The sequence below is a fragment of the Pseudomonas serbiensis genome (assembly GCF_030580745.1).
Lineage (GTDB): Bacteria > Pseudomonadota > Gammaproteobacteria > Pseudomonadales > Pseudomonadaceae > Aquipseudomonas > Aquipseudomonas serbiensis.
Genome location: NZ_JAUQOO010000015.1, coordinates 63,793 through 86,183 on the forward strand (window position 1 = coordinate 63,793; position 22,391 = coordinate 86,183).

General features: G+C 57.9%; 20 protein-coding genes. 14 read left to right on the plus strand and 6 right to left on the minus strand.

Features of this window, described 5'->3' with window-relative positions:
• Positions 1–52 precede the first annotated feature (52 nt).
• Both Q6A51_RS18660 and gap read right to left on the minus strand, forming a co-directional pair.
• A complete protein-coding gene (locus tag Q6A51_RS18660) occupies positions 53–571 on the minus strand; it encodes an RNA polymerase sigma factor (protein ID WP_201018044.1) in 519 nt (172 codons plus the stop codon).
• A 95-nt stretch (positions 572–666) separates the two neighbouring features.
• The gene (gene gap, locus Q6A51_RS18665; RefSeq protein ID WP_201005990.1) at positions 667–1,668 is read right to left on the minus strand and encodes a type I glyceraldehyde-3-phosphate dehydrogenase; all 1,002 of its coding nucleotides are present in this window, start codon (positions 1,666–1,668) and stop codon (positions 667–669) included.
• Between the two features lie 218 nt (positions 1,669–1,886).
• Between gap and edd the strand changes: the two genes are divergently transcribed.
• From edd to Q6A51_RS18685, 4 genes are all read left to right on the plus strand, one after another.
• Positions 1,887–3,713, plus strand: a complete 1,827-nt coding sequence (edd, locus tag Q6A51_RS18670) for a phosphogluconate dehydratase (RefSeq protein WP_201018043.1) — start codon at positions 1,887–1,889, stop codon at positions 3,711–3,713.
• Complete coding sequence (locus Q6A51_RS18675) at positions 3,710–4,675, plus strand: glucokinase (RefSeq protein ID WP_201018041.1); 966 nt, start codon at positions 3,710–3,712, stop codon at positions 4,673–4,675. Before edd ends, Q6A51_RS18675 begins: the two co-directional genes overlap by 4 nt.
• Positions 4,676–4,751: 76 nt before the next feature.
• Positions 4,752–5,489 (plus strand): response regulator, encoded by a 738-nt coding sequence (locus tag Q6A51_RS18680; RefSeq protein ID WP_201018040.1) that lies wholly within the window; start codon positions 4,752–4,754, stop codon positions 5,487–5,489.
• Positions 5,479–6,942 carry an ATP-binding protein gene (locus tag Q6A51_RS18685; RefSeq protein WP_304575448.1) on the plus strand — a complete coding sequence of 488 codons (1,464 nt, stop codon included), beginning with the start codon at positions 5,479–5,481 and terminating at the stop codon, positions 6,940–6,942. Before Q6A51_RS18680 ends, Q6A51_RS18685 begins: the two co-directional genes overlap by 11 nt.
• Before the next feature lie 93 nt (positions 6,943–7,035).
• Here the strand turns inward: Q6A51_RS18685 and Q6A51_RS18690 are convergent, their stop codons facing one another.
• Entirely contained in the window at positions 7,036–8,358 is a 1,323-nt protein-coding gene (locus Q6A51_RS18690; RefSeq protein ID WP_304575449.1) for a hypothetical protein, read from the minus strand.
• 415 nt (positions 8,359–8,773) lie between these two features.
• On the opposite strand from Q6A51_RS18690, the gene Q6A51_RS18695 reads away from it, so the two are divergent.
• The 6 genes from Q6A51_RS18695 to Q6A51_RS18720 all read left to right on the plus strand — a co-directional run bounded on the left by Q6A51_RS18695 (position 8,774) and on the right by Q6A51_RS18720 (position 15,520).
• Positions 8,774–10,060: an ABC transporter substrate-binding protein gene (locus Q6A51_RS18695; protein WP_304575450.1), complete on the plus strand. Its 1,287-nt coding sequence runs from the start codon at positions 8,774–8,776 to the stop codon at positions 10,058–10,060.
• A 104-nt stretch (positions 10,061–10,164) separates the two neighbouring features.
• On the plus strand, positions 10,165–11,073 hold the full coding sequence (locus Q6A51_RS18700; protein ID WP_201005981.1) for a carbohydrate ABC transporter permease: 909 nt from the start codon (positions 10,165–10,167) through the stop codon (positions 11,071–11,073).
• Positions 11,066–11,911, plus strand: a complete 846-nt coding sequence (locus Q6A51_RS18705; RefSeq protein ID WP_201018037.1) for a carbohydrate ABC transporter permease — start codon at positions 11,066–11,068, stop codon at positions 11,909–11,911. Before Q6A51_RS18700 ends, Q6A51_RS18705 begins: the two co-directional genes overlap by 8 nt.
• 2 nt (positions 11,912–11,913) lie before the next feature.
• Positions 11,914–13,071 (plus strand): ABC transporter ATP-binding protein, encoded by a 1,158-nt coding sequence (locus tag Q6A51_RS18710; protein WP_201005977.1) that lies wholly within the window; start codon positions 11,914–11,916, stop codon positions 13,069–13,071.
• A 118-nt stretch (positions 13,072–13,189) separates the two neighbouring features.
• Entirely contained in the window at positions 13,190–14,548 is a 1,359-nt protein-coding gene (locus Q6A51_RS18715) for a carbohydrate porin (RefSeq protein WP_201018036.1), read from the plus strand.
• 120 nt (positions 14,549–14,668) lie between these two features.
• Entirely contained in the window at positions 14,669–15,520 is an 852-nt protein-coding gene (locus Q6A51_RS18720) for a D-hexose-6-phosphate mutarotase (RefSeq protein ID WP_405046163.1), read from the plus strand.
• 131 nt (positions 15,521–15,651) lie between these two features.
• Here Q6A51_RS18720 and Q6A51_RS18725 read toward each other — a convergent pair whose 3' ends face one another.
• Positions 15,652–16,518: a MurR/RpiR family transcriptional regulator gene (locus Q6A51_RS18725; RefSeq protein WP_201005971.1), complete on the minus strand. Its 867-nt coding sequence runs from the start codon at positions 16,516–16,518 to the stop codon at positions 15,652–15,654.
• 207 nt (positions 16,519–16,725) lie between these two features.
• On the opposite strand from Q6A51_RS18725, the gene zwf reads away from it, so the two are divergent.
• Genes zwf through Q6A51_RS18740 form a run of 3 tightly spaced genes read left to right on the plus strand, consistent with a single transcriptional unit; the run spans position 16,726 to position 19,587 of the window.
• The gene (gene zwf / locus Q6A51_RS18730) at positions 16,726–18,195 is read left to right on the plus strand and encodes a glucose-6-phosphate dehydrogenase (RefSeq protein ID WP_201005968.1); all 1,470 of its coding nucleotides are present in this window, start codon (positions 16,726–16,728) and stop codon (positions 18,193–18,195) included.
• Positions 18,182–18,895 carry a 6-phosphogluconolactonase gene (pgl, locus tag Q6A51_RS18735; RefSeq protein ID WP_201018034.1) on the plus strand — a complete coding sequence of 238 codons (714 nt, stop codon included), beginning with the start codon at positions 18,182–18,184 and terminating at the stop codon, positions 18,893–18,895. Before zwf ends, pgl begins: the two co-directional genes overlap by 14 nt.
• Before the next feature lie 17 nt (positions 18,896–18,912).
• Entirely contained in the window at positions 18,913–19,587 is a 675-nt protein-coding gene (locus Q6A51_RS18740) for a bifunctional 4-hydroxy-2-oxoglutarate aldolase/2-dehydro-3-deoxy-phosphogluconate aldolase (protein WP_117164408.1), read from the plus strand.
• 161 nt (positions 19,588–19,748) lie between these two features.
• Here the strand turns inward: Q6A51_RS18740 and Q6A51_RS18745 are convergent, their stop codons facing one another.
• Positions 19,749–19,982, minus strand: coding sequence for a DUF3820 family protein (locus tag Q6A51_RS18745; RefSeq protein WP_025258777.1), 234 nt, complete (start codon positions 19,980–19,982; stop codon positions 19,749–19,751).
• 218 nt (positions 19,983–20,200) lie between these two features.
• Between Q6A51_RS18745 and Q6A51_RS18750 the strand changes: the two genes are divergently transcribed.
• Positions 20,201–20,671 carry a ferritin-like domain-containing protein gene (locus Q6A51_RS18750; protein WP_304575452.1) on the plus strand — a complete coding sequence of 157 codons (471 nt, stop codon included), beginning with the start codon at positions 20,201–20,203 and terminating at the stop codon, positions 20,669–20,671.
• 56 nt (positions 20,672–20,727) lie between these two features.
• On the opposite strand, the gene Q6A51_RS18755 is transcribed toward Q6A51_RS18750, so the two are convergent.
• Complete coding sequence (locus Q6A51_RS18755; RefSeq protein WP_304575453.1) at positions 20,728–22,239, minus strand: sensor domain-containing diguanylate cyclase; 1,512 nt, start codon at positions 22,237–22,239, stop codon at positions 20,728–20,730.
• Between the last annotated feature and the right edge of the window lie 152 nt (positions 22,240–22,391).

The window sequence follows — 22,391 nt, forward strand, 5'->3', positions numbered from 1 at the left end:
GATCGATGTGCGTGCAATGGGAGTGGCAGCCTGCGACAGTGTCCAGGTCTGGTCAAGCCTGGTCGAGTCTCGCCAGCACTCCCACACAGATCGCCATGATCAGTTTCAGTTCTTTTTGTACGGTGCTTGCAGAGATGTCCAGTTGCTCGGCGATCTCCAGATAACTGCATCCGTTGAGGCGACTCAGGGTGAATATGTTCTGTTGGCGCGTGCTGAGTTTACCCACAGTGGTGCTGAGGCTTTCAAGCAGGCGTTTGGCGTGGGTGGCCTCTTCCGGTGTGCTGAGCTGTGCGACCACACTTTCGATCTGCTCGGCGGGCGCATCTTCGACCAGGGTCCGGCCATGGATGCGGCGCGAGCGCAAATGATCCAGCGCCAGGTTGCGGGCGGTCTGGTAGACGAAGGGTTCCAGGTGATCTATCGGGCGTTCGGTCAGGGCGCGGGTGACGCGCAACCAGGTTTCCTGCAGCAGGTCTTCAGCGGTGCTGTGGTTGCCCACCATGCCTTGCAAGGTTCGCAACAACACTTCGCGTTGAGCGACAAATACGTCATTGAAGTGCGCCTGCGACACAGAAGTACCTGACCGGAAAAATCAGTGGATGATAATGCTTATCATCCACATATTCGGTCAAGTCGGCTTTCTGTATTTTTCTTAATACTTCGCTGTCACTGTGCGTTATGCAGCGCCAGGCAGTTGTCGAGCATGCGGTTGGAGAACGCCCACTCGTTGTCATACCAGGCCAGCACCTTGAGCAGCTTGCCGCTGACTTTGGTGTGGTTGGCGTCGAAGATCGACGACAGCGGGTTGTGGTTGAAGTCGTGGGAAACCAGCGGCAGGGTGTTGTAGCCCAGAATCCTGGAGTGCTGGCTGGCTTCCTTGAGCAGCGCGTTGACTTCGTCTGCGGTGGTTTCGCGCTTGATGTTGACGGTCAGGTCCACCAGCGAAACGTTGATCACCGGCACCCGGACGGCCATGCCGGTCAGTTTGCCCGCCAGTTCCGGCAATACCAGGCCCACGGCTTCGGCGGCGCCGGTCTTGCTCGGGATCATCGAATGAGTGGCCGAACGGGCGCGGTACGGATCGGTGTGATACACATCGATCAGGTTCTGGTCATTGGTGTAGGCATGGATGGTGGTCATCAGACCGCTTTCGATGCCCAGTTCGCGATGCAGTACCTGCGCGACAGGTGCCAGGCAGTTGGTGGTGCAGGAGGCGCTGGAGATGATCTGGTGCGACTGGCGCAGGGTGTCGTGGTTGACGCCATAGACGATGGTAGCGTCCGCGCCTTTGGCCGGAGCTGAAATAATGACCTTCTTTGCCCCGGCGGTGATATGCGCGGCGGCTTTTTCACGGTCGGTGAACAGACCGGTGCATTCAAAGACGACATCGATGTTCTGGGCTTTCCATGGCAACTCGGCAGGGTTGCGTATGGCGCTGACAGCGATACGGTCACCATTGACTGTCAGGCTTTCGCTGTCGCACTCGACGGTGCCGCTGAAAGGGCCGTGAACGGTGTCGAAACGCAGCAGATGAGCATTCATCTCGCTGTTGCCCAGATCGTTGATGGCGACGACCTGCAGGTCTTGTCGGTAGCCTTGGGTATACAGTGCGCGTAGGACGTTACGGCCGATGCGGCCAAAACCGTTGATTGCAATGCGAATAGTCATACAGTCGTCCTTCAAGAATTGTTGTTGGAATTACAAGATTATTCTCATAAAAATAGAAAACAAGCCTTTTTAGTGGCAATATTTTGTTTTATCTACAACTACAAGCCTGAAAGGCTGGTTCAGTTGATCGAGATCAGGCTTTTGCGCCTTGGCGCCGGGTCCCGATAACTGGCATGGTCTTTACGGGTGACCATAGACGTTAGCCTGGAGTTCATCACATGCATCCCCGCATTCTTGAGGTAACCGAGCGTCTTATCGCTCGTAGTCGCGAAACCCGTCAGCGCTACCTGCAACTGATTCGCGGCGCAGCGAGCGACGGCCCGATGCGTGGCCAACTGCAATGCGCCAACTTCGCCCACGGCGTTGCCGGATGCGCACCCGAGGACAAGCAGAACCTGCGCCTGATGAACGCCGCCAACGTGGCAATTATTTCTTCATATAACGACATGCTTTCGGCGCATCAGCCGTACGAAGTCTTTCCTGCCCAGATCAAAAAGGCTTTACGTGACATTGGTTCGGTCGGCCAGTTCGCGGGCGGCGTGCCGGCCATGTGCGATGGCGTGACCCAGGGCGAGCCGGGCATGGAACTGGCCATCGCCAGCCGTGAAGTGATCGCCATGTCCACGGCGGTGGCGCTGTCCCACAACATGTTCGATGCCGCATTGATGCTGGGCATCTGCGACAAGATCGTGCCGGGCCTGATGATGGGCTCGCTGCGTTTCGGTCACTTGCCAACCATCTTCGTGCCCGGCGGGCCGATGGTTTCCGGTATTTCCAACAAGGAAAAGGCCGATGTGCGCCAGCGCTACGCCGAAGGCAAGGCGACCCGCGAAGAGTTGCTGGATTCGGAGATGAAGTCCTACCACGGTCCGGGCACCTGCACGTTCTACGGCACAGCCAATACCAACCAGTTGTTGATGGAAGTCATGGGCTTGCACCTGCCGGGCGCTTCGTTCGTCAATCCGGGCACGCCGTTGCGTGAGGCGCTGACAGCCGAGGCGGCGCAGCAGGTCACTCGCCTGACCAAGCAAAGCGGCGACTTCATGCCAATTGGTGAAATCGTCGATGAGCGAGTGCTGGTCAACTCCATCGTCGCCCTGCACGCCACGGGCGGTTCGACCAACCACACCTTGCACATGCCAGCGATTGCTCAGGCCGCAGGCATCCAGTTGACCTGGCAGGACATGGCCGACCTCTCGGAAGTCGTGCCGACCCTGAGCCACGTCTATCCAAACGGCAAGGCCGACATCAACCACTTCCAGGCAGCGGGCGGCATGTCGTTCCTGATCCGTGAACTGCTGGCTGCCGGTCTGCTTCACGAAGACGTCAATACCGTGGCCGGTCATGGCTTGAGCCGCTACACCAAGGAACCTTTCCTGGAAGATGGCAAGCTGGTCTGGCGCGAAGGTCCACTGCAAAGCCTGGACGAAAACATTCTGCGCCCGGTGGCGCGTCCGTTCTCGCCGGAAGGCGGCCTGCGGGTCATGGAGGGCAACCTGGGGCGTGGCGTGATGAAAGTCTCCGCCGTGGCGCCCGAGCATCAGATCGTCGAAGCACCGGCCAGGGTTTTCCAGGATCAGCAGGATCTGGCCGATGCGTTCAAGGCCGGTGAGCTGGAGCGTGATTTCGTGGCGGTGATGCGCTTCCAGGGGCCGCGCTCCAACGGCATGCCTGAACTGCACAAGATGACGCCATTCCTGGGCGTGCTTCAGGATCGTGGCTTCAAGGTTGCCCTGGTGACTGACGGGCGCATGTCCGGAGCCTCGGGCAAGATTCCGGCGGCGATTCATGTCTGCCCGGAAGCCTTTGATGGTGGCCCTTTGGCTCTTGTGCGAGATGGTGACGTGATTCGCGTCGATGGCGTAAAAGGCACGTTGCAAGTTCTGGTCGAAGCGTCAGAATTGGGAGCCAGACAACCGGCAGTCGGTCAGCTCGACAACGGTGTCGGCTGTGGCCGGGAACTGTTCGGTTTCATGCGCATGGCCTTCAGCTCGGCGGAGCAGGGCGCCAGCGCCTTTACTTCAAATCTGGAGACGCTCAAGTGAAATTGGCTCTGGTCGGTGATATTGGCGGCACCAATGCACGTTTTGCCATTTGGGAAGACGACAAACTGCATTCGATTCGGGTATTCCCGACCATCGATTACGCCGGGCCGGAACAAGCCATCGAGATCTACTTGCAGGATCTTGAGTTGCAACGTGGCGATGTCGGCTTCGTCTGTCTGGCCGTGGCCGGGCCGGTGGATGGCGATGAGTTCTATTTCACCAACAGCCACTGGCAATTGAGCCGGTCGAAGTTCTGCGAAAACCTGAAAGTCGATGAGCTGCTGCTGATCAACGACTTCACGGCCATGGCGCTGGGCATGACCCGCCTGCGTGATGACGAATACCTGACCATCTGCCACGGTCTCGGCAAGCCGGATCGCCCGCGTGTGGTGATCGGGCCGGGGACCGGGCTTGGGGTCGGAACCTTGATCAGCGTCGGCGAAGACCGCTGGACGGCCTTGCCCGGCGAGGGTGGTCATGTGGATCTGCCGATCGGCACCGCCCGTGAAGCCTTGCTGTGGACACGTCTGATGGCCGAGCACGAGCATGTCAGTGCCGAGACGGTATTGAGTGGCGCGGGCCTGTTGCAGTTGTATCAGGTCAGTTGTGCGCTGGACGATATCGAGCCAGTGCTCAAGTCGCCGGCTGCCATTACCTCGGCGGCTGTGGCGGGTGACCCGGTGGCGGCAGGGGTTCTGGATCAGTTCTGTGTATTTCTGGGCCGGGTGGTGGGCAACAACGTGCTCACTCTGGGTGGCCTGGGTGGGGTCTATATCGTTGGCGGCGTGGTGCCACGTTTCGTCGACTTCTTCAGCAACAGCGGTTTCAAGCGCGCACTCGCTGAAAAGGGCGTGATGAGCGATTACTTCAAGGGCCTGCCGGTCTGGCTGGTCACTGCCGAATACCCCGGTTTGATGGGGGCAGGCGTAGCATTGCAACAGGCATTTGGAAAGGATCTCTGATTCGTTTTTCACACGCTGCGTGTCATGGATGGCAACCCAATAACAACAACGTCACTGCTAACAAGGACGATTCAATTTGAGCTCAGTCAGTAAATCGATTCTGTTGGTCGATGATGACCAGGAGATCCGCGAGTTGCTGGATACCTACCTCAGCCGTGCCGGTTTTCAGGTGCGTACTGTTGGGGACGGCGCGGATTTTCGACAGGCGTTCAACGAGGCTCCCAGCGACCTGCTGATCCTCGACGTCATGCTGCCCGATGAAGACGGCTTCAGCCTGTGCCGCTGGGTGCGCCAGCATCCGCGCCAGCCCCATGTGCCGATCATCATGCTTACCGCCAGTTCCGATGAGGCCGACCGTGTCATCGGCCTGGAACTCGGGGCTGACGATTATCTGGGTAAACCTTTCAGCCCCCGTGAATTGCAGGCCCGGATCAAGGCCTTGTTGCGTCGTGCCCAGTTTGGTCAGGAACGCAGCGGCAATGACGTGATGGTGTTCGATGAGTGGCGTCTGGACATGGTCAGCCACCGGCTGTTTCACAACGATGGCGAGGAAGTGATTCTTTCGGGGGCGGACTTTGCGCTGCTCAAGCTGTTTCTCGATAACCCGCAGCAGATCCTGGATCGCGACACCATCGGCAACGCCACTCGCGGGCGTGAACTGATGCCGCTGGAGCGCATTGTCGACATGGCCGTCAGTCGTCTGCGCCAGCGTTTGCGCGACACTGGCAAGGCGCCGCGCCTGATACGCACGATACGCGGCAGTGGTTACCTTCTGGCGACGAACGTTAGCGTGCACGCCAGCAATGGCTACTGAAACGACCCTCTTGAAGTTGCGCCGCCCAAGGCTGCCGCGTTCACTGTTGGGGCGGATGCTGTTGCTGACGCTGCTGGCGGTCTTGATGGCTCAGGCCTTGTCCAGCGTCATCTGGCTTTCCCAGTTGCGGGCCACGCAAATGGTCGGGCTGGTGACCAGTGCGCGCAGCCTGGCGTATTCCATGGCGGCCAGTGTCAGCTACTTTCGCTCGTTGCCTCTGGCCTACCGTCCGCTGGTGCTGGATCAATTGCGCAGCATGGGCGGTACGCGCTTTGTCGTATCGCTCAATGACCGTCCGCTGGACATGCAGATATTGCCGCCCACGCCTCGCAAGCAGGCGGTGTTGCAGGTTGTCGATGAAGTATTGCGCCAACACCTGGGCAATGATCCCGACATTGCCGTGTGGTTCGTGCGCCCGGATGACCTGCGGATTTTCAACAGCGGCCTGAAGCTCGATGAGTTGCCACGCTCCTGGGCGCATTACGCGCTGACCCTTGAGCCGCTGAACCCTCCTGTTCTGGTGACCCAGATTGAACTGGCTCCCGGCGAATGGCTGTATATCGCGTCACTGCTGCCTGAGCCCTATACCTCTCTGGAAGAGCAGGAGCTTCCTTTGCAGCAGGTCTGGTTCATTGCCCTGACCAGTGTTTTTCTGCTGTTCTTCATCGGCCTGCTGGTGCATTGGCAAAGCCGGCCCCTCAAGCGTCTGGCGCGTGCGGCGCGTGACATGTCCCTGGGCGCCGATGTCGAGCCGGTGGTCGAGGGCGGTGGCAGTGAAGTGGTTGAGGTCAGCCGCGCCTTCAATGCCATGCGCAACCGGATCAGTCGTTATCTGACGGAGCGCGGCCAGTTGTTCAGCGCCATTTCTCATGACTTGCGCACGCCCATCACCCGCTTGCGGTTGCGTGTCGAGTTGCTGGAAGACGAAATGATGCAGACCAAGTTCAGCCGCGATCTCGATGAGCTTGAGCTGCTGGTCAAAGGCGCGTTGCAATGCGTGAAGGACACCGACATTCACGAGAACATCGAGCAGGTGGACCTCAATCACTTGCTTGAATGCCTGATCGAGCCCTATCTGCGTGACGGGCGTGTCACGCAGAAGGGGGTTGCCGAAGCGGCTTATCCCGGCAAGCCGCTGGCGCTCAAGCGTTGCATCGGCAACCTGATCGATAACGCCATCAAGTACGGGCATCGCGCGCATTTGAAGGTCGAAGACAACGACCTGGCTTTCGTCCTGCACGTGGATGACGAAGGGCCGGGGGTGCCGGAAAAGCGACTGGAACATGTGTTCGAGCCGCATTTTCGTCTGGCTGGCAGCCAGCAACAGGGCTACGGTCTTGGCCTGGGCATCGCTCGCAATATCGCCCACAGCCATGGAGGCGAAGTGAGCCTGCAGAATCTGCGCGAGGGCGGATTGCGGGTGACACTGTTTTTGCCTCGGTCAGTGGATTGAGGCAGATCATCATCGGCGGTGCCTGGACACCGCCTCGGTACAAGCGAATTTATTCGCGAATGAATTCGTTTCTATGTGTGGTCTGTGTCTGTTTCAACTGATGAATCGATATATGGCATTGGGTGAAAAACCCGTTATAACACTGGAATAATAGGCCCCGGTGTCCGGATCTTCGCTCAGATAGTTCAACCCCTCGATTTCTTCGTAGTAACACACGCCGTCTGCTCCCAGGCTGGTGTCTGGCTGCCCGTTTTCGAGCAGACGGGCCATGAAGCCTGTCAGTTTCGGTATCGCGTTTATGTGTCTGCCAGCCACTACAATCCGCCCGGAGCGGTCGACAATAGCCGTGAAGTTTACCGGTACGACATTGTCGGGTTCTCTTGATTCGATCAGTACGGTTTCTCCCTGATTGAACTCTGGAATACGTTGACCATTCATGTCTAACTTGCAAATGGCCAGAACGCCTCTGCCGCGAACGATGTTTACACTGCCTCTGTTTCCTGCGCAGACAATATTGCCATCAGCGTCCTGTATAAGCGAATTCCAGCTTGAATAAGCGTAATTGCCAAAGTCTGTAAAATATCCATCTGAGGCGAATGTGGTATCGAGAGCCCCGTTTTCATGAAATCTGGCAATAAAGGGAACACCTGGATGTTCGCCGCCGATGACAAACATTCCATTGTCTTGCACGATTAAACGATAAGGCTTGAACCACACATAACTTTCAGGCTCCATCAGGCCATCGGTATTGAAGGTCGGGTCCGGTTCTCCGTCCGGGGTGAGTCTCAGGACATAAGTGCGATGAACATATTCAACCATGTCTCTTACCGTGGTGAGGACGAGCAGTTTTCCATCGCTCAATACCTTGAGGTCACCGTATTGTTCATCGGGGAATCGCAGGGATTGAGGCTGGGGAATACGGCTGGCAAGCTTGCGCAATGGCGACGGCCATTGTCCCGGGTTGCCGGGGAGTGGATACAGGCGCAGCCCGTTGTTGCCAAAGGCCGGGTCTTTCTGGCCATCCGCTGTAAAACAGGCCAGTACCAGGCTACTGACCCGCTGGCCCTTGATCGTTATTGTGGTATCCAGCCTGGCCAGATACCGGCCGTCTGGCAATAGATCCACATTCAGCAGATAACCGTCGTTCTCGGCCAGAGGGGCGCTACGTACATTAACGAAGGCGTAGCCATTCTGGCCGAAGGTTGTATCAAGGCTGTTATCAGGTTTTATTCTGACCAGGCAGGGAAGTTGTCGATAGTTCTCATCCTGGCAGCCAGCAATGAAAGAGCCATCGGCCAGCCTGAGCAAGGTGTCGACAGAAAAAAGTCTTTGGCCTTCAACCGGGTTGGGAACGACGACGGGTTGAAAGCCCGGATCAATTTCACCGGACTTGGGCGAAACAGGAGTGTTGTTCATTGTGTTATTCCTTGTGAATGAAAATGCACGTCCGTTTATGCTCTTTTAATAAGAGTTGAAGTAAGGGGGCGTGATGAAAGGCGTCCTGCCTTTTAATTCTAGGTAATCAAGTGTGCGGCAATCGTTTCAAGTTATATTCATTTGCACTATGAAGTAGAGGGTTTCACGTAATCCGAGTGATGGTATGAAGTCAATGATGTCGTTGTGATTGAATTTTCGTTGGATGACCGGTTCTGGAAAAATGAACTAACCTGCCTTGAGGTTGGGTGTTGCTGTCCAGAGGACGGGTGGTGAATGTAACCATCCTGTGACTTTTGCGCGTCCCTTCGTTACCGTGCTTGAAAAACCCTTGGTTAAACTGCTTTGAGCGCAAGCACAGACTTGCTCATGCATAACAACAAGAAAGGTCAAATCGATGAATTCAATCTCACGTCTCGCTGTTGTCATTTCCCTCGCCTCGTTGTTCCCTCTGAGCGTTACTGCTGCTGATTCCAAAGGCACTATCGAAGTCGTGCACTGGTGGACGTCCGGTGGCGAAAAGGCCGCTGTCGATGTTTTGAAAGCGCAGGTTGAAAAAGACGGTTTTACCTGGAAGGACGGCGCGATTGCCGGCGGTGGCGGTGCGACGGCAATGACCGTGCTCAAGAGCCGCGCAGTAGCGGGTAACCCGCCTGGCGTAGCACAGATCAAAGGCCCGGACATTCAGGAATGGGGTTCCACCGGCCTGCTCGATACCGATGCGTTGAAGGATGTTGCCAAGGAAGAGAAGTGGGATTCTCTTCTGGACAAGAAAGTCTCCGACACCGTGAAATTCGAGAACGAATACGTTGCCGTGCCGGTGAACATCCACCGCGTCAACTGGCTGTGGATCAACCCGGAAGTCTTCAAGAAAGCCGGTATCGACAAGCCCCCGACCACCCTCGAAGAATTCTATGCCGCTGGCGACAAGCTCAAGGCCGCCGGTTTCATTGCACTGGCCCATGGCGGTCAGCCATGGCAGGACAGCACCGTATTCGAGGCTGTAGTCCTCTCGGTCATGGGCGCAGAAGGCTACAAGAAGGCCCTCGTCGATCTTGACCAGAAAGCCCTGACCGGTCCGGAAATGGCCAAGTCCTTCGCCGAACTCAAGAAAGTCGCCACCTACATGGACGCCAACCGCGCCGGTCGTGACTGGAATATCGCGGCAGCCAGTGTCATCAGCGGCAAGGCTGGCATGCAGATCATGGGCGACTGGGCCAAGAGCGAGTGGACTGCCGCCAAGAAAGTCGCAGGCAAGGATTACGAGTGCGTAGCCTTCCCGGGCACTGAAAAGGCGTTCACCTACAACATCGATTCGCTGGCCGTGTTCAAGCAGAAAGACAAGGGCACCACCGCTGCGCAACAGGACCTGGCCAAGGTCGCGCTGGGTGAAAACTTCCAGCAGGTCTTCAGCATCAACAAAGGCTCCATTCCGGTTCGTAACGACATGCTGGCCAATATGGAGAAGCACGGTTTCGATTCCTGCGCCCAGGCTGCTGCAAAAGATTTCCTGGCTGACTCGAAAACCGGCGGTCTGCAGCCAAGCATGGCTCACAACATGGCGACTACGCTGGCGGTACAAGGCGCATTCTTCGATGTCGTGACCAACTACATCAACGATAAAGATGCCGACCCTGCCGCAGCAGCCAGGAAACTGGGCGCGGCAATCATGTCAGCCCAGTAATTATCGTTACCTGAACCCCAGCCGCAGTTCGTGCTGATGAACCCGTACCCCGGTTTCACACACGCCTGCGGCCTGGATTCGATATTCCGGATTGGATACTCCCGATGAGCTCTGTCGCTGTGTTCAGCAAAGCCTCGCCTCTGGATGCGCTGCAACGCTGGTTGCCCAAGTTGGTACTGGCACCCAGCATGTTCGTCGTGCTGGTTGGTTTTTACGGTTACATCCTGTGGACCTTCGTCCTCTCCTTTACCAACTCGACTTTCCTGCCGACCTACAAATGGGTCGGGCTGGCGCAATACATGCGCCTTATGGACAACGACCGCTGGTGGGTGGCGAGCAAGAACCTGCTCATGTTCGGCGGTATGTTCATCGCCATCAGTCTGGTGGTCGGCGTGGTGCTGGCGGTGCTGCTGGATCAGCGCATTCGCCGTGAAGGTGCGATTCGCACCATTTATCTCTACCCGATGGCGCTGTCGATGATCGTCACCGGTACGGCCTGGAAATGGCTGCTCAACCCGGGCCTTGGTCTGGACAAGATGCTGCGCGACTGGGGCTGGGAAGGCTTTCGCCTGGACTGGCTGGTCGATCCCGACCGGGTTGTGTACTGCCTGGTCATCGCGGCGGTCTGGCAGTCTTCCGGGTTTGTCATGGCGCTGTTTCTGGCGGGCCTGCGTGGTGTCGACCAATCGATCATTCGCGCTGCACAGATGGATGGCGCGAGCTTGCCGCTCATCTACTGGCGCGTGATATTGCCCAGCCTGCGTCCGGTGTTCTTCAGTGCCGTGATGATTCTGGCGCACATCGCCATCAAGAGCTTCGACCTGGTGGCGGCAATGACGGCCGGCGGTCCCGGTTACTCGTCGGACCTGCCAGCGATGTTCATGTATTCCTTCACCTTCAGTCGTGGCCAGATGGGCATGGGCTCGGCCAGTGCGATTCTGATGCTCGGCGCGATCCTGGCGATTCTGGTGCCGTACCTGTATTCCGAGCTGAGGACAAAACGCCATGAGTAGTCATGTTGGCAAACCTTCCATCAGCTTCAGCCGGATTCTGATTCATGCCGTGCTGCTGCTGGCCTGTCTTCTGTATCTGGTGCCGTTGGTGGTCATGCTCCTGACCAGCTTCAAGGCACCTGAAGATATCGGCAGCGGTAACCTGCTGAGCTGGCCAAGCGTGGTCACGGCTATCGGCTGGATCAAGGCCTGGGATATCGTCGATGGCTATTTCTGGAACTCGATCAAGATCACCATCCCGGCAGTGATCATCTCCACAGCCATCGGTGCGCTGAACGGCTATGTGCTGTCGATGTGGCGCTTTCGCGGTTCGCAGCTGTTCTTCGGCCTGTTGCTCTTCGGTTGCTTCCTGCCGTTCCAGACCGTGCTGCTGCCAGCGTCCTTTACCCTCGGCAAGATGGGGCTGGCCAGTACCACCACCGGCCTGGTGTTCGTGCATGTGGTCTACGGGCTGGCATTCACCACACTGTTCTTTCGCAACTACTACGTCAGTATCCCGGATGCGCTGGTCAGAGCGGCACGTCTTGACGGTGCGGGTTTCTTCACGATTTTCTGGCGGATCATCCTGCCGATGTCCACGCCCATCATCATGGTCTGCCTGATCTGGCAGTTCACCCAGATCTGGAATGACTTCCTGTTTGGCGTGGTGTTTTCCAGTGGCGAATCCCAGCCCGTCACCGTGGCGCTGAACAACCTGGTCAACACCAGCACCGGGGCCAAGGAATACAACGTTGATATGGCGGCGGCGATGATCGCCGGGCTGCCGACACTGCTGGTCTATGTGCTGGCTGGCAAGTATTTCCTGCGTGGGCTCACGGCCGGCGCGGTCAAGGGGTAATCATGGCGACTCTCGAACTACGTAACGTAAACAAGACCTACGGCGCCAACCTGCCGGACACGCTCAAGAACATTGAGCTGAAAATCAATGATGGCGAGTTCCTGATCCTGGTCGGCCCGTCCGGTTGCGGCAAGTCGACGCTGATGAACTGCATTGCTGGCCTTGAGAGCATCAGTGGCGGCGCGATCCTGATCGATGGCGAAGACGTCAGCGGCACCAGCCCGAAGGATCGTGATATCGCGATGGTGTTCCAGTCCTACGCGCTGTATCCGACCATGAACGTGCGGGAGAACATCGAATTCGGCCTGAAAATCCGCAAGATGCCGCAGGCTGCCATCGACGAAGAAGTGAGTCGGGTTGCCAAGCTGTTGCAGATCGAACACCTGCTCAATCGCAAGCCGGGCCAGTTGTCCGGTGGTCAGCAGCAGCGGGTCGCCATGGGGCGTGCCCTGGCGCGGCGTCCGAAGATCTACCTGTTCGACGAACCGCTGTCCAACCTCGACGCCAAGCTGCGGGTCGAGATGCGCACCGAAATGAAACTGATGCACCAGCGCCTGAAAACCACCACCGTCTACGTCACCCACGACCAGATCGAGGCGATGACCCTGGGCGACAAGGTGGCCGTCATGAAGGACGGGATCGTTCAGCAGTTCGGTACGCCCAAGCAGATCTACAACGATCCGGCCAACCTGTTCGTCGCCAGTTTCATCGGTTCGCCGCCCATGAACTTCATTCCGTTGCGTCTGCAACGCAAGGAAGGCCGCCTGCTGGCGGTACTCGACAGCGGTCAGGCCCGATGCGAGCTGCCATTGGGGCTGAGCGATGCAGGGCTGGAGGACCGCGAAGTGATTCTGGGCATTCGTCCGGAGCAGATCACCCTGGCGTCTGGCGAGCCCAACGGGTTGCCGACCATTCGTGCTGAAGTGCAGGTCACCGAGCCGACCGGGCCGGACACACTGGTTTTTGTCACCCTGAATCAGAGTAAAGTCTGCTGTCGTCTGGCGCCGGATGTCGCGCCTCAGGTGAGCGAAAGCCTGACCCTGCAATTCGACCCGTCCAGGGTCCTGCTTTTCGATGCCCAGAGCGGCGAGCGTCTGGGTGTTTTGGGAAAGCAGCAAACGGCTGAGCGCGTGGGCAATGTCACGCAGATGATTCGTTAGACGTACCGAGCACAGCTGGCTGGTCAAGTGCTGCCATACCGCATGACCCGCCAGTGAACACGAAGCAGTAAGTAAAACGTGCACCAAAGCTAATAACAATAAAACGAGGATTGATGGGATGAAGAAGATAAAGGCTAAATCGCTTTCCCGGTTCCAGTTGGTACGCAAGCTTTCGGTTGTGGGTGCGATGAGTCTGGCGGGCGGCGCTCATGCTGCCGATGCGTTCGATGCCAACTCACCGTGGATGACAGGTGACTGGGGCGGTACGCGCACCGAGTTGCTCGACAAGGGTTACGACTTTTCTCTGGAGTACGTCTCCGAGATGGCCAGCAACCTCAAGGGTGGCTATAACGACGACACCACGGGCCGTTACAGTGACCAGTTCGCTTTTGGCTTGAAAGTCGATCTGGAGAAGGCCTTTGGCCTGAAGGATGCCGAGTTCAAGCTGGCGATTACCGAACGTAGTGGTCGCAACATTTCCAATGACCGGATCGGTGATCCTCGTGCCGGCACGCTCAGTTCCTCGCAGGAAGTCTGGGGTCGTGGTCAGACCTGGCGTCTGACCCAGTTGTGGGTCAAGCAGAAGTATTTCGATGGCGTGCTGGACGTCAAGGCTGGCCGTTTCGGGCCGGGCGAAGACTTCAACTCCTTCCCGTGCGACTTCCAGAACCTGTCGTTCTGCGGCTCGCAGGTGGGTAACTACGTCAACACCTGGTACAACTGGCCAATCAGCCAGTGGGCCTTGCGCATCAAGTACAACATCACGCCTGAGGTCTATGCCCAGGTCGGTGTGTACGAACAGAACCCGTCTAACCTCGAAACCGGCAACGGCTTCAAGCTCAGCGGTAGCGGCACCAAGGGCATGATCCTGCCGGTTGAACTGGTCTGGACTCCGACCGTCAACTCGCTGCCTGGCGAATACCGTGTCGGTTTCTACAAGAGCACGCCTAATGCCGACGACGTCTATGAAGGTGCCGACGGTCAGGCTCAGCCGATCTCCGGTGGCGCGTTCAAATCTCATGACAGCAAACATGGCTGGTGGATCGTGGCCCAGCAGCAGTTGACGTCGCACAATGGCGATGCCTCCCGTGGTCTGAGCATCTTTGCCAACGCTACCGTGCATGACAAGGAAACCAACTTCGTCGATAACTACCAGCAGATCGGCCTGACCTACAAAGGTCCGTTCGATTCGCGTCCAAAGGATGACATCGGTATCGGTATCGCCCGTATCCACGTCAACGACGATGTGCAGGACCGTGTTCGTCTGGCCAACCAGCTTAGTGGCATCAACGACTACGACAACCCGGGCTACCTGCCGGTACAGGACACCGAGTACAACTCGGAAATCTACTACGGCTTCCACGTCACCAACTGGCTGACCGTGCGTCCCAACCTGCAATACATCAAGCATCCTGGCGGCGTGAGCCAGGTCGACGATGCCATTGTTGCGGGTCTGAAAATTCAGTCGAAGTTCTGATTTCATAAACCGATCAAGGTCGTGTGTGCTTTGCGGGCAGCCTGGCTGCCCGTTTTTTTATGGTCATGAATTATTTTATTTTCAGAGGTGCGATTGGCGATGTCCCTCACGAACGCGCAGATGCTTGAGCACCCCTTGCAACGCTTTTTCACATCCCGACGTACCCGCCCGACTTTCGAGTGGGAGCGCTATCAGCTACGCGATGTGCTGGTGATCGATCATCCCCAGTGCCAGGCCGTGTTCAGCCGCCAGGGCGGGCAGTTATTGCATTTCCAGCCTCGGGGTCAGAAACCCTGGCTCTGGTGTGCTGCGCAATGGCCGCAGGTCGGCGCCATTCGTGGTGGCGTGCCGGTCTGCTGGCCCTGGTATGGCCGTCATCCCAGTGAAAGCGGCTGGCCTGCCCATGGCTGGGCGCGTCTGCTCAACTGGAAGCTGATCGACAGCGCTGAAAGCGAAGTGGGCGTGACCCTGCACTGGCAATTGCAGCTCTGGGACTGGCAGGTCGATCTGCATGCCGAGCTGGGGCAGGGCATGGAGCTGCGTTTGAGTACCCGGCATGAGGACAGCGAACCTTGTCATTTCAGTCATGGGCTACATGCCTACTGGCGCATCAGCGATGTGTCGGGCGTGGCGCTGGAGGGGCTCGATGGCGTTCAAGGGTATGACAAGCTGAGTCGGCAGGCTTGCCAGCAGGAAGGCGACTTGCGGGTTGTCGGCGGTTGCCAGCGTGTCTTCGAGCATGCCGGAGCCTTGCAGCTTCAGGACCGGGCCTGGAAGCGGCGTTTGCACATCGACACCAGCGACAGCCCGAGCACGGTGGTCTGGCATCCTGGCAGCAGGCCGTTATTGGGCGTCTGTGGCAGCGAAGCCAGCGGATTCGTCCGTGTTGAAGCGACTTCATGTGAGAGCGAACACGGAAGCCTGGAGCCGGGAGAGCAGGCGCAGATCAGGTTGCAGGCCTGTCTGGCTTGATGGGCCTGTGCCACCGGATGTGGGAGGAGCCTTGGCCGCGACGGCAATTTGAAGTGCGCCCCAAAAGTTTTTTCTGAACTCACCGGCCCTGTCGCGAGCAAGCTCCCTCCCACATAGAGGCAGGATTGGGCTTAGCCCTGATCCTCTGCCGGATACCGGCTGTCATTCAGGCTTTCCTTGATCTTGCGCAGGTGTGGCTGGAAGTCCACGCCACGGCGCAGGGTCATGCCGGTGGCCAGCACGTCGAGGACGGTGAGCTGGATGATCCGCGACGTCATCGGCATGTAGATATCGGTGTCTTCTGGCAGCGGGATATTCAGGCTGACGGTGCTGGCCTTGGCCAGGGGAGAGCCGGCAGCGGTGAGGCCCAGTACCGAGGCGCCATTGGCCCGCGCAATGCGTGCCACTTCCACCAGTTCACGGGTGCGACCGGTGTAGGAAATGATCACGAATAACTCACCGGTATGCGCCACCGAGGCGATCATGCGCTGCATCAGCACGTCGGCATGGGCGGTGACCGCCAGGTTGAAGCGGAAGAACTTGTGCTGTGCGTCCAGCGCCACGGGGGCCGAGGCGCCCAGGCCGAAGAAATGGATCTGGCGGGCCTGGATCAGCATGTCCACCGACTTGCTGATCAGGTTCGGGTCCAGTTGCTGGCAGGCGCTGTCCAGTGACGCGATGGCGCTACCAAAAATCTTCTGAGTGTAGGCCTCGGGGTTGTCGTCGGCTTCCACGGCGCGGCTGACATAGGCCGCACCGCTGGCCAGGCTTTGCGCCAGTTGCAGTTTCAGCTCGGGATAACCGCTGACGTTGAACGAGCGGCAAAAGCGGTTGACCGTCGGCTCGCTGACCTTTGCCGCCTGGGCGAGGGCCGCGATGCTGAGCCGCGTAGCCATCTGCGGGTTGAGCAGGATCACCTCGGCGACCTTGCGTTCAGCCTTGTTCAGCTCTTCGAGCCGACCCTGGATCTGCTCCAGGAGATTTCTTGCGCGGTCCATTAAAAGTCCTTGTCGCGGCTGATTAACCAACGGTTTTGTATTAGCTCTTTAGCCTGTAGCAAAGGTGGCCTATCGTACTGGTGGCCTGTGTTGATCACCACTGGAATATGGTTTTAGACAAAATGTTGTGGTTATTACTACATTCGGCCTTGAGTAACGCCTTTAAAAAAGGTATTTGTAGCCTAACTTGATAAAAGAACCAACATTATGCCCTCGATTACGGTTGAACCGTGCACTTTTGCCTTGTTTGGCGCCTTGGGTGACCTGGCAGTGCGCAAGCTGTTCCCGGCTCTTTACCAACTCGACCGCGCCGGATTACTGCATGAAGACACCCGGATTCTTGCCCTGGCGCGTGAACCTGGCACCGAGCAGTCGCATCTGGCGTACATCGAAAAATCCATGCGCCGCTTCATTCCCGAGGCTGAACTGGAGACGGATAACGTTGAGCGTTTCAAGTCGCGCCTGAGCTATCTGCACGTGGACTTCCTCAAAGGCGAGGATTATGTCGCGCTGGCCGAGCGTGTCGGTAATGCTGAAACGCTTATTGCCTACTTCGCGACACCTGCATCGGTCTACGGCGCCATCTGCGAGAACCTGGCCTCGGTCGGTCTGGCCGATCGTACCCGTGCCGTGCTGGAAAAGCCCATCGGTCATGATCTGGCGTCCTCGCGACGGGTCAATGATGCCGTCGCGCAGTTCTTCCCGGAAAACCGCGTCTACCGGATCGACCACTATCTGGGCAAGGACACGGTGCAAAACCTCATTGCCCTGCGTTTCGCCAATAGCCTGTTCGAGACTCAGTGGAACCAGAATCACATCTCCCACGTTGAAATCACCGTGGCCGAGAAGGTCGGCATCGAAGGCCGCTGGGGCTATTTCGATCAGGCCGGCCAGCTGCGCGACATGATTCAGAACCACTTGCTGCAACTGCTCTGCCTGATTGCCATGGACCCGCCCAGCGACCTGTCGGCCGACAGCATCCGCGACGAGAAGGTCAAGGTGCTCAAGGCGCTGGCACCCTTCACGCCCGAGCGTCTGGCGACCCAGGTGGTGCGTGGGCAATACACCGCCGGTTACAGCGAAGGCAAATCGGTGCCCGGCTATCTGGAGGAAGAAAACTCCAATACCCAGAGCGACACCGAAACCTTTGTGGCCCTGCGCGCCGACATCCGCAACTGGCGCTGGTCGGGTACGCCGTTCTACCTGCGTACCGGCAAGCGCATGCCGCAGAAGCTGTCGCAGATCGTGATCCACTTCAAAGAGCCGCCGCACTACATCTTTGCGCCTGAACAGCGCTTGCAGATCAGCAACCGCCTGATTATCCGCCTGCAGCCCGATGAGGGCATTTCCCTGCAAGTGATGACCAAGGATCAGGGGCTGGATAAAGGCATGCAGTTGCGCAGCGGCCCGTTGCAATTGAATTTTTCCGACACCTACCGCAGCGCCCGGGTCCCGGATGCCTATGAGCGGTTGTTGCTGGAAGTGATGCGCGGCAATCAGAACCTGTTTGTTCGCAAAGATGAGATCGAGTATGCGTGGCAATGGTGCGATCAGTTGATCGCTGGCTGGAAGAAGGCAGGCGATGCGCCCAAGCCTTATGCCGCCGGTTCCTGGGGACCTATGAGCTCCATTGCCCTGATTACTCGTGACGGGAGGTCGTGGTATGGCGATATGTGATCTTGAGCTGCCAGCAGGGCTGGTGGCACGCGAATTCGATAGCCCGCAACAGTTGGCCAGTGCGCTGGCAGGCAATGTGGCCGAGCGCCTGAAAGCGGCTATCGCCGCCAATGGCGTGGCGACCCTGGTGGTGTCCGGTGGACGCAGCCCGGTGGCGTTTTTCCAGAGCCTGGCTGAGCAGCCTGTTGACTGGTCCAAAGTGGTCATCAGCCTGGCTGACGAGCGCTGGGTTCCTGTCGAGCATGCCGACAGCAATGCTGGCCTGTTGCAGCGCCACTTGCTGCAAGGCCCGGTGGCCGAGGCGAAGTTCATTGGCCTGTACACGCCGGCCGCGAGCCTGGAAGAAGCGGCTCTGGCAGCCGATGAGATTCTGGCGCAGTTGCCAGCCATCGATGTGCTGATCCTCGGGATGGGCGACGACGGGCACACCGCGTCCCTGTTCCCCGGCAGCCCGAACCTTGCCCAGGCACTGGACCTGAATGACGAGCGCCGCTGCCTGCCGATGCTGGCCCCCAGCGTGCCGCATCAGCGCCTGACCCTGACTCGCCGCCTGCTGGCTTCGGCGCGTCACCCGATTCTTTCCGTGTCCGGCCAGGCCAAGCTCGACACTTTGCGCACGGCGCTGGCGGGCGATGACATTGCTCAACTGCCGGTCCGTGCCTTCCTCAACTCAACACTTGAGATTTACTGGTGCCCATAAGCAAAGGAACCGTCGCCATGACAACGAACGAAAATAATCAGCCGCGAAACAGCATGGCGAACAAGATTGCCCAGATCGACGAACTCTGCGCCAAGGCCAGAATCCTGCCGGTCATTACCATTGCCCGCGACGAGGATGTCCTGCCGCTGGCCGATGCCCTGGCGGCCGGTGGCCTGACAGCCCTGGAAATCACCTTGCGTTCAGCGTTTGGCCTGAGTGCGATCCGTATCCTGCGCGAGCAGCGCCCCGAATTGTGCGTGGGCGCGGGCACCGTGCTGGATCGCAAGATGCTGGCCGATGCCGAAGCGGCTGGCTCGCAATTCATCGTGACGCCCGGCAGCACTCACGACCTGCTGCAAGCGGCGGTCGATAGCCCGCTGCCGATGCTGCCCGGTATCAGCAGTGCCTCGGAAATCATGATCGGTTATGCCTTGGGCTATCGCCGTTTCAAACTGTTCCCGGCTGAAATCAGCGGCGGCGTGGCGGCGATCAAGGCCTTGGGCGGCCCGTTCAACGAAGTGCGTTTCTGCCCGACTGGCGGCGTGAATGCCGAGAACCTCAAAAGCTACATCGCACAGCCTAACGTGATGTGCGTGGGCGGGACCTGGATGATCGATAACGCGTGGGTCAAGAATGGCGACTGGGGTCGCATTCAGGAAGCCACGGCAGAGGCGCTTGCGTTGTTTGACTGAACACTTGGCCTCGGGCATCAGGCGCGAGGCCTTTAAAGAAGTTGTTGTTGGTTTGTATGGTTTTGCGGTGCCCCCTGGTCCGGGGCGCCGCTTTTTTTTGCCTGCGTTATCGGAGCCCATTCGCGAATGAATTCGCTCCTGCAGCGTCCGGGTAGGAGACTTCAGTCGCGAAGAGACTGGCGAGGCCTTGTCCGCAGCGGGTCCAGCAGCGCGCTCAGGCCGTTATGGTCGATTTCCTGCATCAGGGCCAGCAGCCCACCCAGCTCGCCCTGTGGGAAACCTTCACGAGCGAACCAGTTCAGGTAATGGCCTGGCAGGTCGGCAATCAGCCGGCCCTTGTATTTGCCGAACGGCATTTCACGGGTGACCAGCAGTTTTAGTTTTTCCGGGTTCATGTGTAAGCCATCAGTAACGTAATGCAAATGAGAACCTGCCTGCATTCTGCATGCAGGCAAAACGACAGTTCATGCAGAAAGAGCGGGTGATGTATTGGCTGTTTTTTCTAAGTCATTGAAAAATATCTATAAAAAATAATAAAAGAAGCTGGCATGGGCTCTGCAATCACTAAGGTCAGCAACATTACTTTTCCACACTGCCTAGTAAGGATATTGAAATGACCGACGTCAATAAAGAATCCATTGACCTGCTCAACGATTTGATCGAAACCAGCAAAGACGGTCAAAAGGGCTTTGAAACCAGCGCTGAGGATCTGAAAAACCCTTTGCTCAAGAACTTTTTCCAGACCCGTGCTACCGAGTGCGGTGTCGCTGTCAGCGAGTTGCAGGCTGAAGTCCGGGCGCTGGGTGGCAAGCCGGAAACCAGTTCCAGCGCTGCTGGCTCTCTGCACCGCGTCTGGGTTGACCTCAAGTCAGCGCTGACCGGCAAGAGCGACGAAGCCATTCTCAATGAAGTGGAGCGTGGCGAGGACCATGCTCTGGACGCCTACAAGAAGGCCCTGCAAAAGGCTCAGGAGAAATCCTTGCCTACCAACGTGGTTGCCCTTGTGCGCAAGCAGCTTGATGGCACCCAGCGCAATCACGATCAGGTCAAGGCCTTGCGTGATCAGGTGCGTCGCGCTTCCTGATAGCGGTTTGCCGCAGGCTTGAAGAAAAACGCCAGCCAGTCTGGCGTTTTTTGCGTTCAGCTCCGGGCGAACAGCCTCTGTTCCACTCTGTTGCGTCCATTGTTCTTGGCCTGATACAGCGCCTTGTCGGCCAGCCCGAACAGGGCTTCGAGTTTATTGTCCTGATGGACGATCTGTGAGGCGACACCAATGCTGACCGTGATCGATTGTGTGTCGTCGGTAAACGGAGGAATGGATTCGACTGCCAGACGGATCGACTCAGCCAATACCATCGCGCCCTGCAGATCGGTTTCAGGCAGCACCACGACAAACTCCTCGCCACCATAGCGTGCGGCTATATCGCCAGGGCGACGGATATTGCGTGAAATGGTGTAGGCGACCTTGCGCAGTGCCTCATCTCCGCCTTGATGGCCATGACTTTCGTTGAAGGCCTTGAAATGGTCCACATCGATCATCAACAGCGACAGTGGCTTGCCGGAGCGCAGCGCTCGCGCCCATTCGATCTCCAGCGCATCATCGAGCTGACGCCGGTTTGCCAGCCCGGTCAGGCCATCGGTCGCGGCGAGGCTGGCCAGTTTGTCTTCAGCCATGTGGCGGCGGCGCAGTTCACGGCACAGCAGCAAGGTCAGCCAGACAATCCCGATGCACAGCACACCAGTGGCGCTGCCCACCAGCCAGGCATTGCGTCTCCAGACCGCATACACCTCTTCCTCGGCCTGACCGATCACAACAATCAGTTGTAAATCGCCGACACGGGAAAAGGTATAGAAGCGCATGGCCTTGAGCTGGGATGACATGGCGGTGAAGCTGCCGGTGCCTTCCTGCACGATACGCTTGAAGTTTTCCGAGGCACTGTAATCCTTCCCCGTCAGGTCCTGGCCCTCAATATCGGGGTAGCGGACCAGCATGGTGCCCTGTGCCGTGATCAGGCTGATGCTGCTGCCTTTTTCCAGCACCTGGCTCTTGAACAGTTGCTTGAAGTAAATCAGCCGTATGACGCCACTGGCGACGCCTTCGAATTCGCCATTGGGGCCAGACATGCGACGGCTGAGGCTGATGCACCAATCCGGATTGCCCCAGCGTGTCTTGAACGGACCGCTTACGTGCAGGCCCTGGGACGGGTTTTTCAGGTGGCTCTGGAAATAGGCACGATCTGAAAAGTTATCGTTACGCGGCGTCACCGACAAAGAGTCCGCAATAATCTTTCCGGTTTTATCCAGCAGCACCATATCGCCCTTGAACGGCGCTATTGTGGAGCGATCAAACAGGACAAGTTGTCGCAGTTCCGGCGAAATGTCTGGCAGGTCCGGACGCTTCCACGACTTGAGGATGCCTTGTAATGAAGTGTCATACAGCTCGGCATTGCGCAGTACATCGGCATTGATCAATTGAACGATATTGGAGGCTGTACGGGCCGCTGACAATGTTGCGTCGGAACGCTCACGGGCCAGCAGGAACGCGACAATGAGCAGTATGGCCAGCATTGACAGCGAGCTTCCACAGATCAGCACGTTCTCGGAACGAGTCCATTTATATTTTGCAGATTGCACGGGCACAGGAGAATTCATCGCAGCCGTTGTACGTCCAAAACAGGGCGGTTCGGGCCGGGATATATATCACGCTCTTTATGAAAACATATGAATTAATTCAAGTAAGGACGGGTTTTTCGGGGGCAGCACAGTGAATAAGAATATTTCATTAGTGTGCTGTTTGTTGGCGT

What these genes read in the sequence shown, in the direction of transcription:
- Q6A51_RS18750 (WP_304575452.1), top strand. Translation starts at nt 20,201, where the DNA reads ATGACCGACGTCAATAAAGAATCCATTGACCTGCTCAACGATTTGATC.
- Q6A51_RS18755 (WP_304575453.1), bottom strand. Translation starts at nt 22,239, where the DNA reads ATGAATTCTCCTGTGCCCGTGCAATCTGCAAAATATAAATGGACTCGT.
- Q6A51_RS18725 (WP_201005971.1), bottom strand. Translation starts at nt 16,518, where the DNA reads ATGGACCGCGCAAGAAATCTCCTGGAGCAGATCCAGGGTCGGCTCGAA.
- Q6A51_RS18710 (WP_201005977.1), top strand. Translation starts at nt 11,914, where the DNA reads ATGGCGACTCTCGAACTACGTAACGTAAACAAGACCTACGGCGCCAAC.
- Q6A51_RS18745 (WP_025258777.1), bottom strand. Translation starts at nt 19,982, where the DNA reads ATGAACCCGGAAAAACTAAAACTGCTGGTCACCCGTGAAATGCCGTTC.
- Q6A51_RS18700 (WP_201005981.1), top strand. Translation starts at nt 10,165, where the DNA reads ATGAGCTCTGTCGCTGTGTTCAGCAAAGCCTCGCCTCTGGATGCGCTG.
- edd (WP_201018043.1), top strand. Translation starts at nt 1,887, where the DNA reads ATGCATCCCCGCATTCTTGAGGTAACCGAGCGTCTTATCGCTCGTAGT.
- pgl (WP_201018034.1), top strand. Translation starts at nt 18,182, where the DNA reads ATGGCGATATGTGATCTTGAGCTGCCAGCAGGGCTGGTGGCACGCGAA.
- Q6A51_RS18740 (WP_117164408.1), top strand. Translation starts at nt 18,913, where the DNA reads ATGACAACGAACGAAAATAATCAGCCGCGAAACAGCATGGCGAACAAG.
- Q6A51_RS18690 (WP_304575449.1), bottom strand. Translation starts at nt 8,358, where the DNA reads ATGAACAACACTCCTGTTTCGCCCAAGTCCGGTGAAATTGATCCGGGC.
- Q6A51_RS18705 (WP_201018037.1), top strand. Translation starts at nt 11,066, where the DNA reads ATGAGTAGTCATGTTGGCAAACCTTCCATCAGCTTCAGCCGGATTCTG.
- zwf (WP_201005968.1), top strand. Translation starts at nt 16,726, where the DNA reads ATGCCCTCGATTACGGTTGAACCGTGCACTTTTGCCTTGTTTGGCGCC.
- Q6A51_RS18720 (WP_405046163.1), top strand. Translation starts at nt 14,669, where the DNA reads ATGCTTGAGCACCCCTTGCAACGCTTTTTCACATCCCGACGTACCCGC.
- gap (WP_201005990.1), bottom strand. Translation starts at nt 1,668, where the DNA reads ATGACTATTCGCATTGCAATCAACGGTTTTGGCCGCATCGGCCGTAAC.
- Q6A51_RS18685 (WP_304575448.1), top strand. Translation starts at nt 5,479, where the DNA reads ATGGCTACTGAAACGACCCTCTTGAAGTTGCGCCGCCCAAGGCTGCCG.
- Q6A51_RS18695 (WP_304575450.1), top strand. Translation starts at nt 8,774, where the DNA reads ATGAATTCAATCTCACGTCTCGCTGTTGTCATTTCCCTCGCCTCGTTG.
- Q6A51_RS18715 (WP_201018036.1), top strand. Translation starts at nt 13,190, where the DNA reads ATGAAGAAGATAAAGGCTAAATCGCTTTCCCGGTTCCAGTTGGTACGC.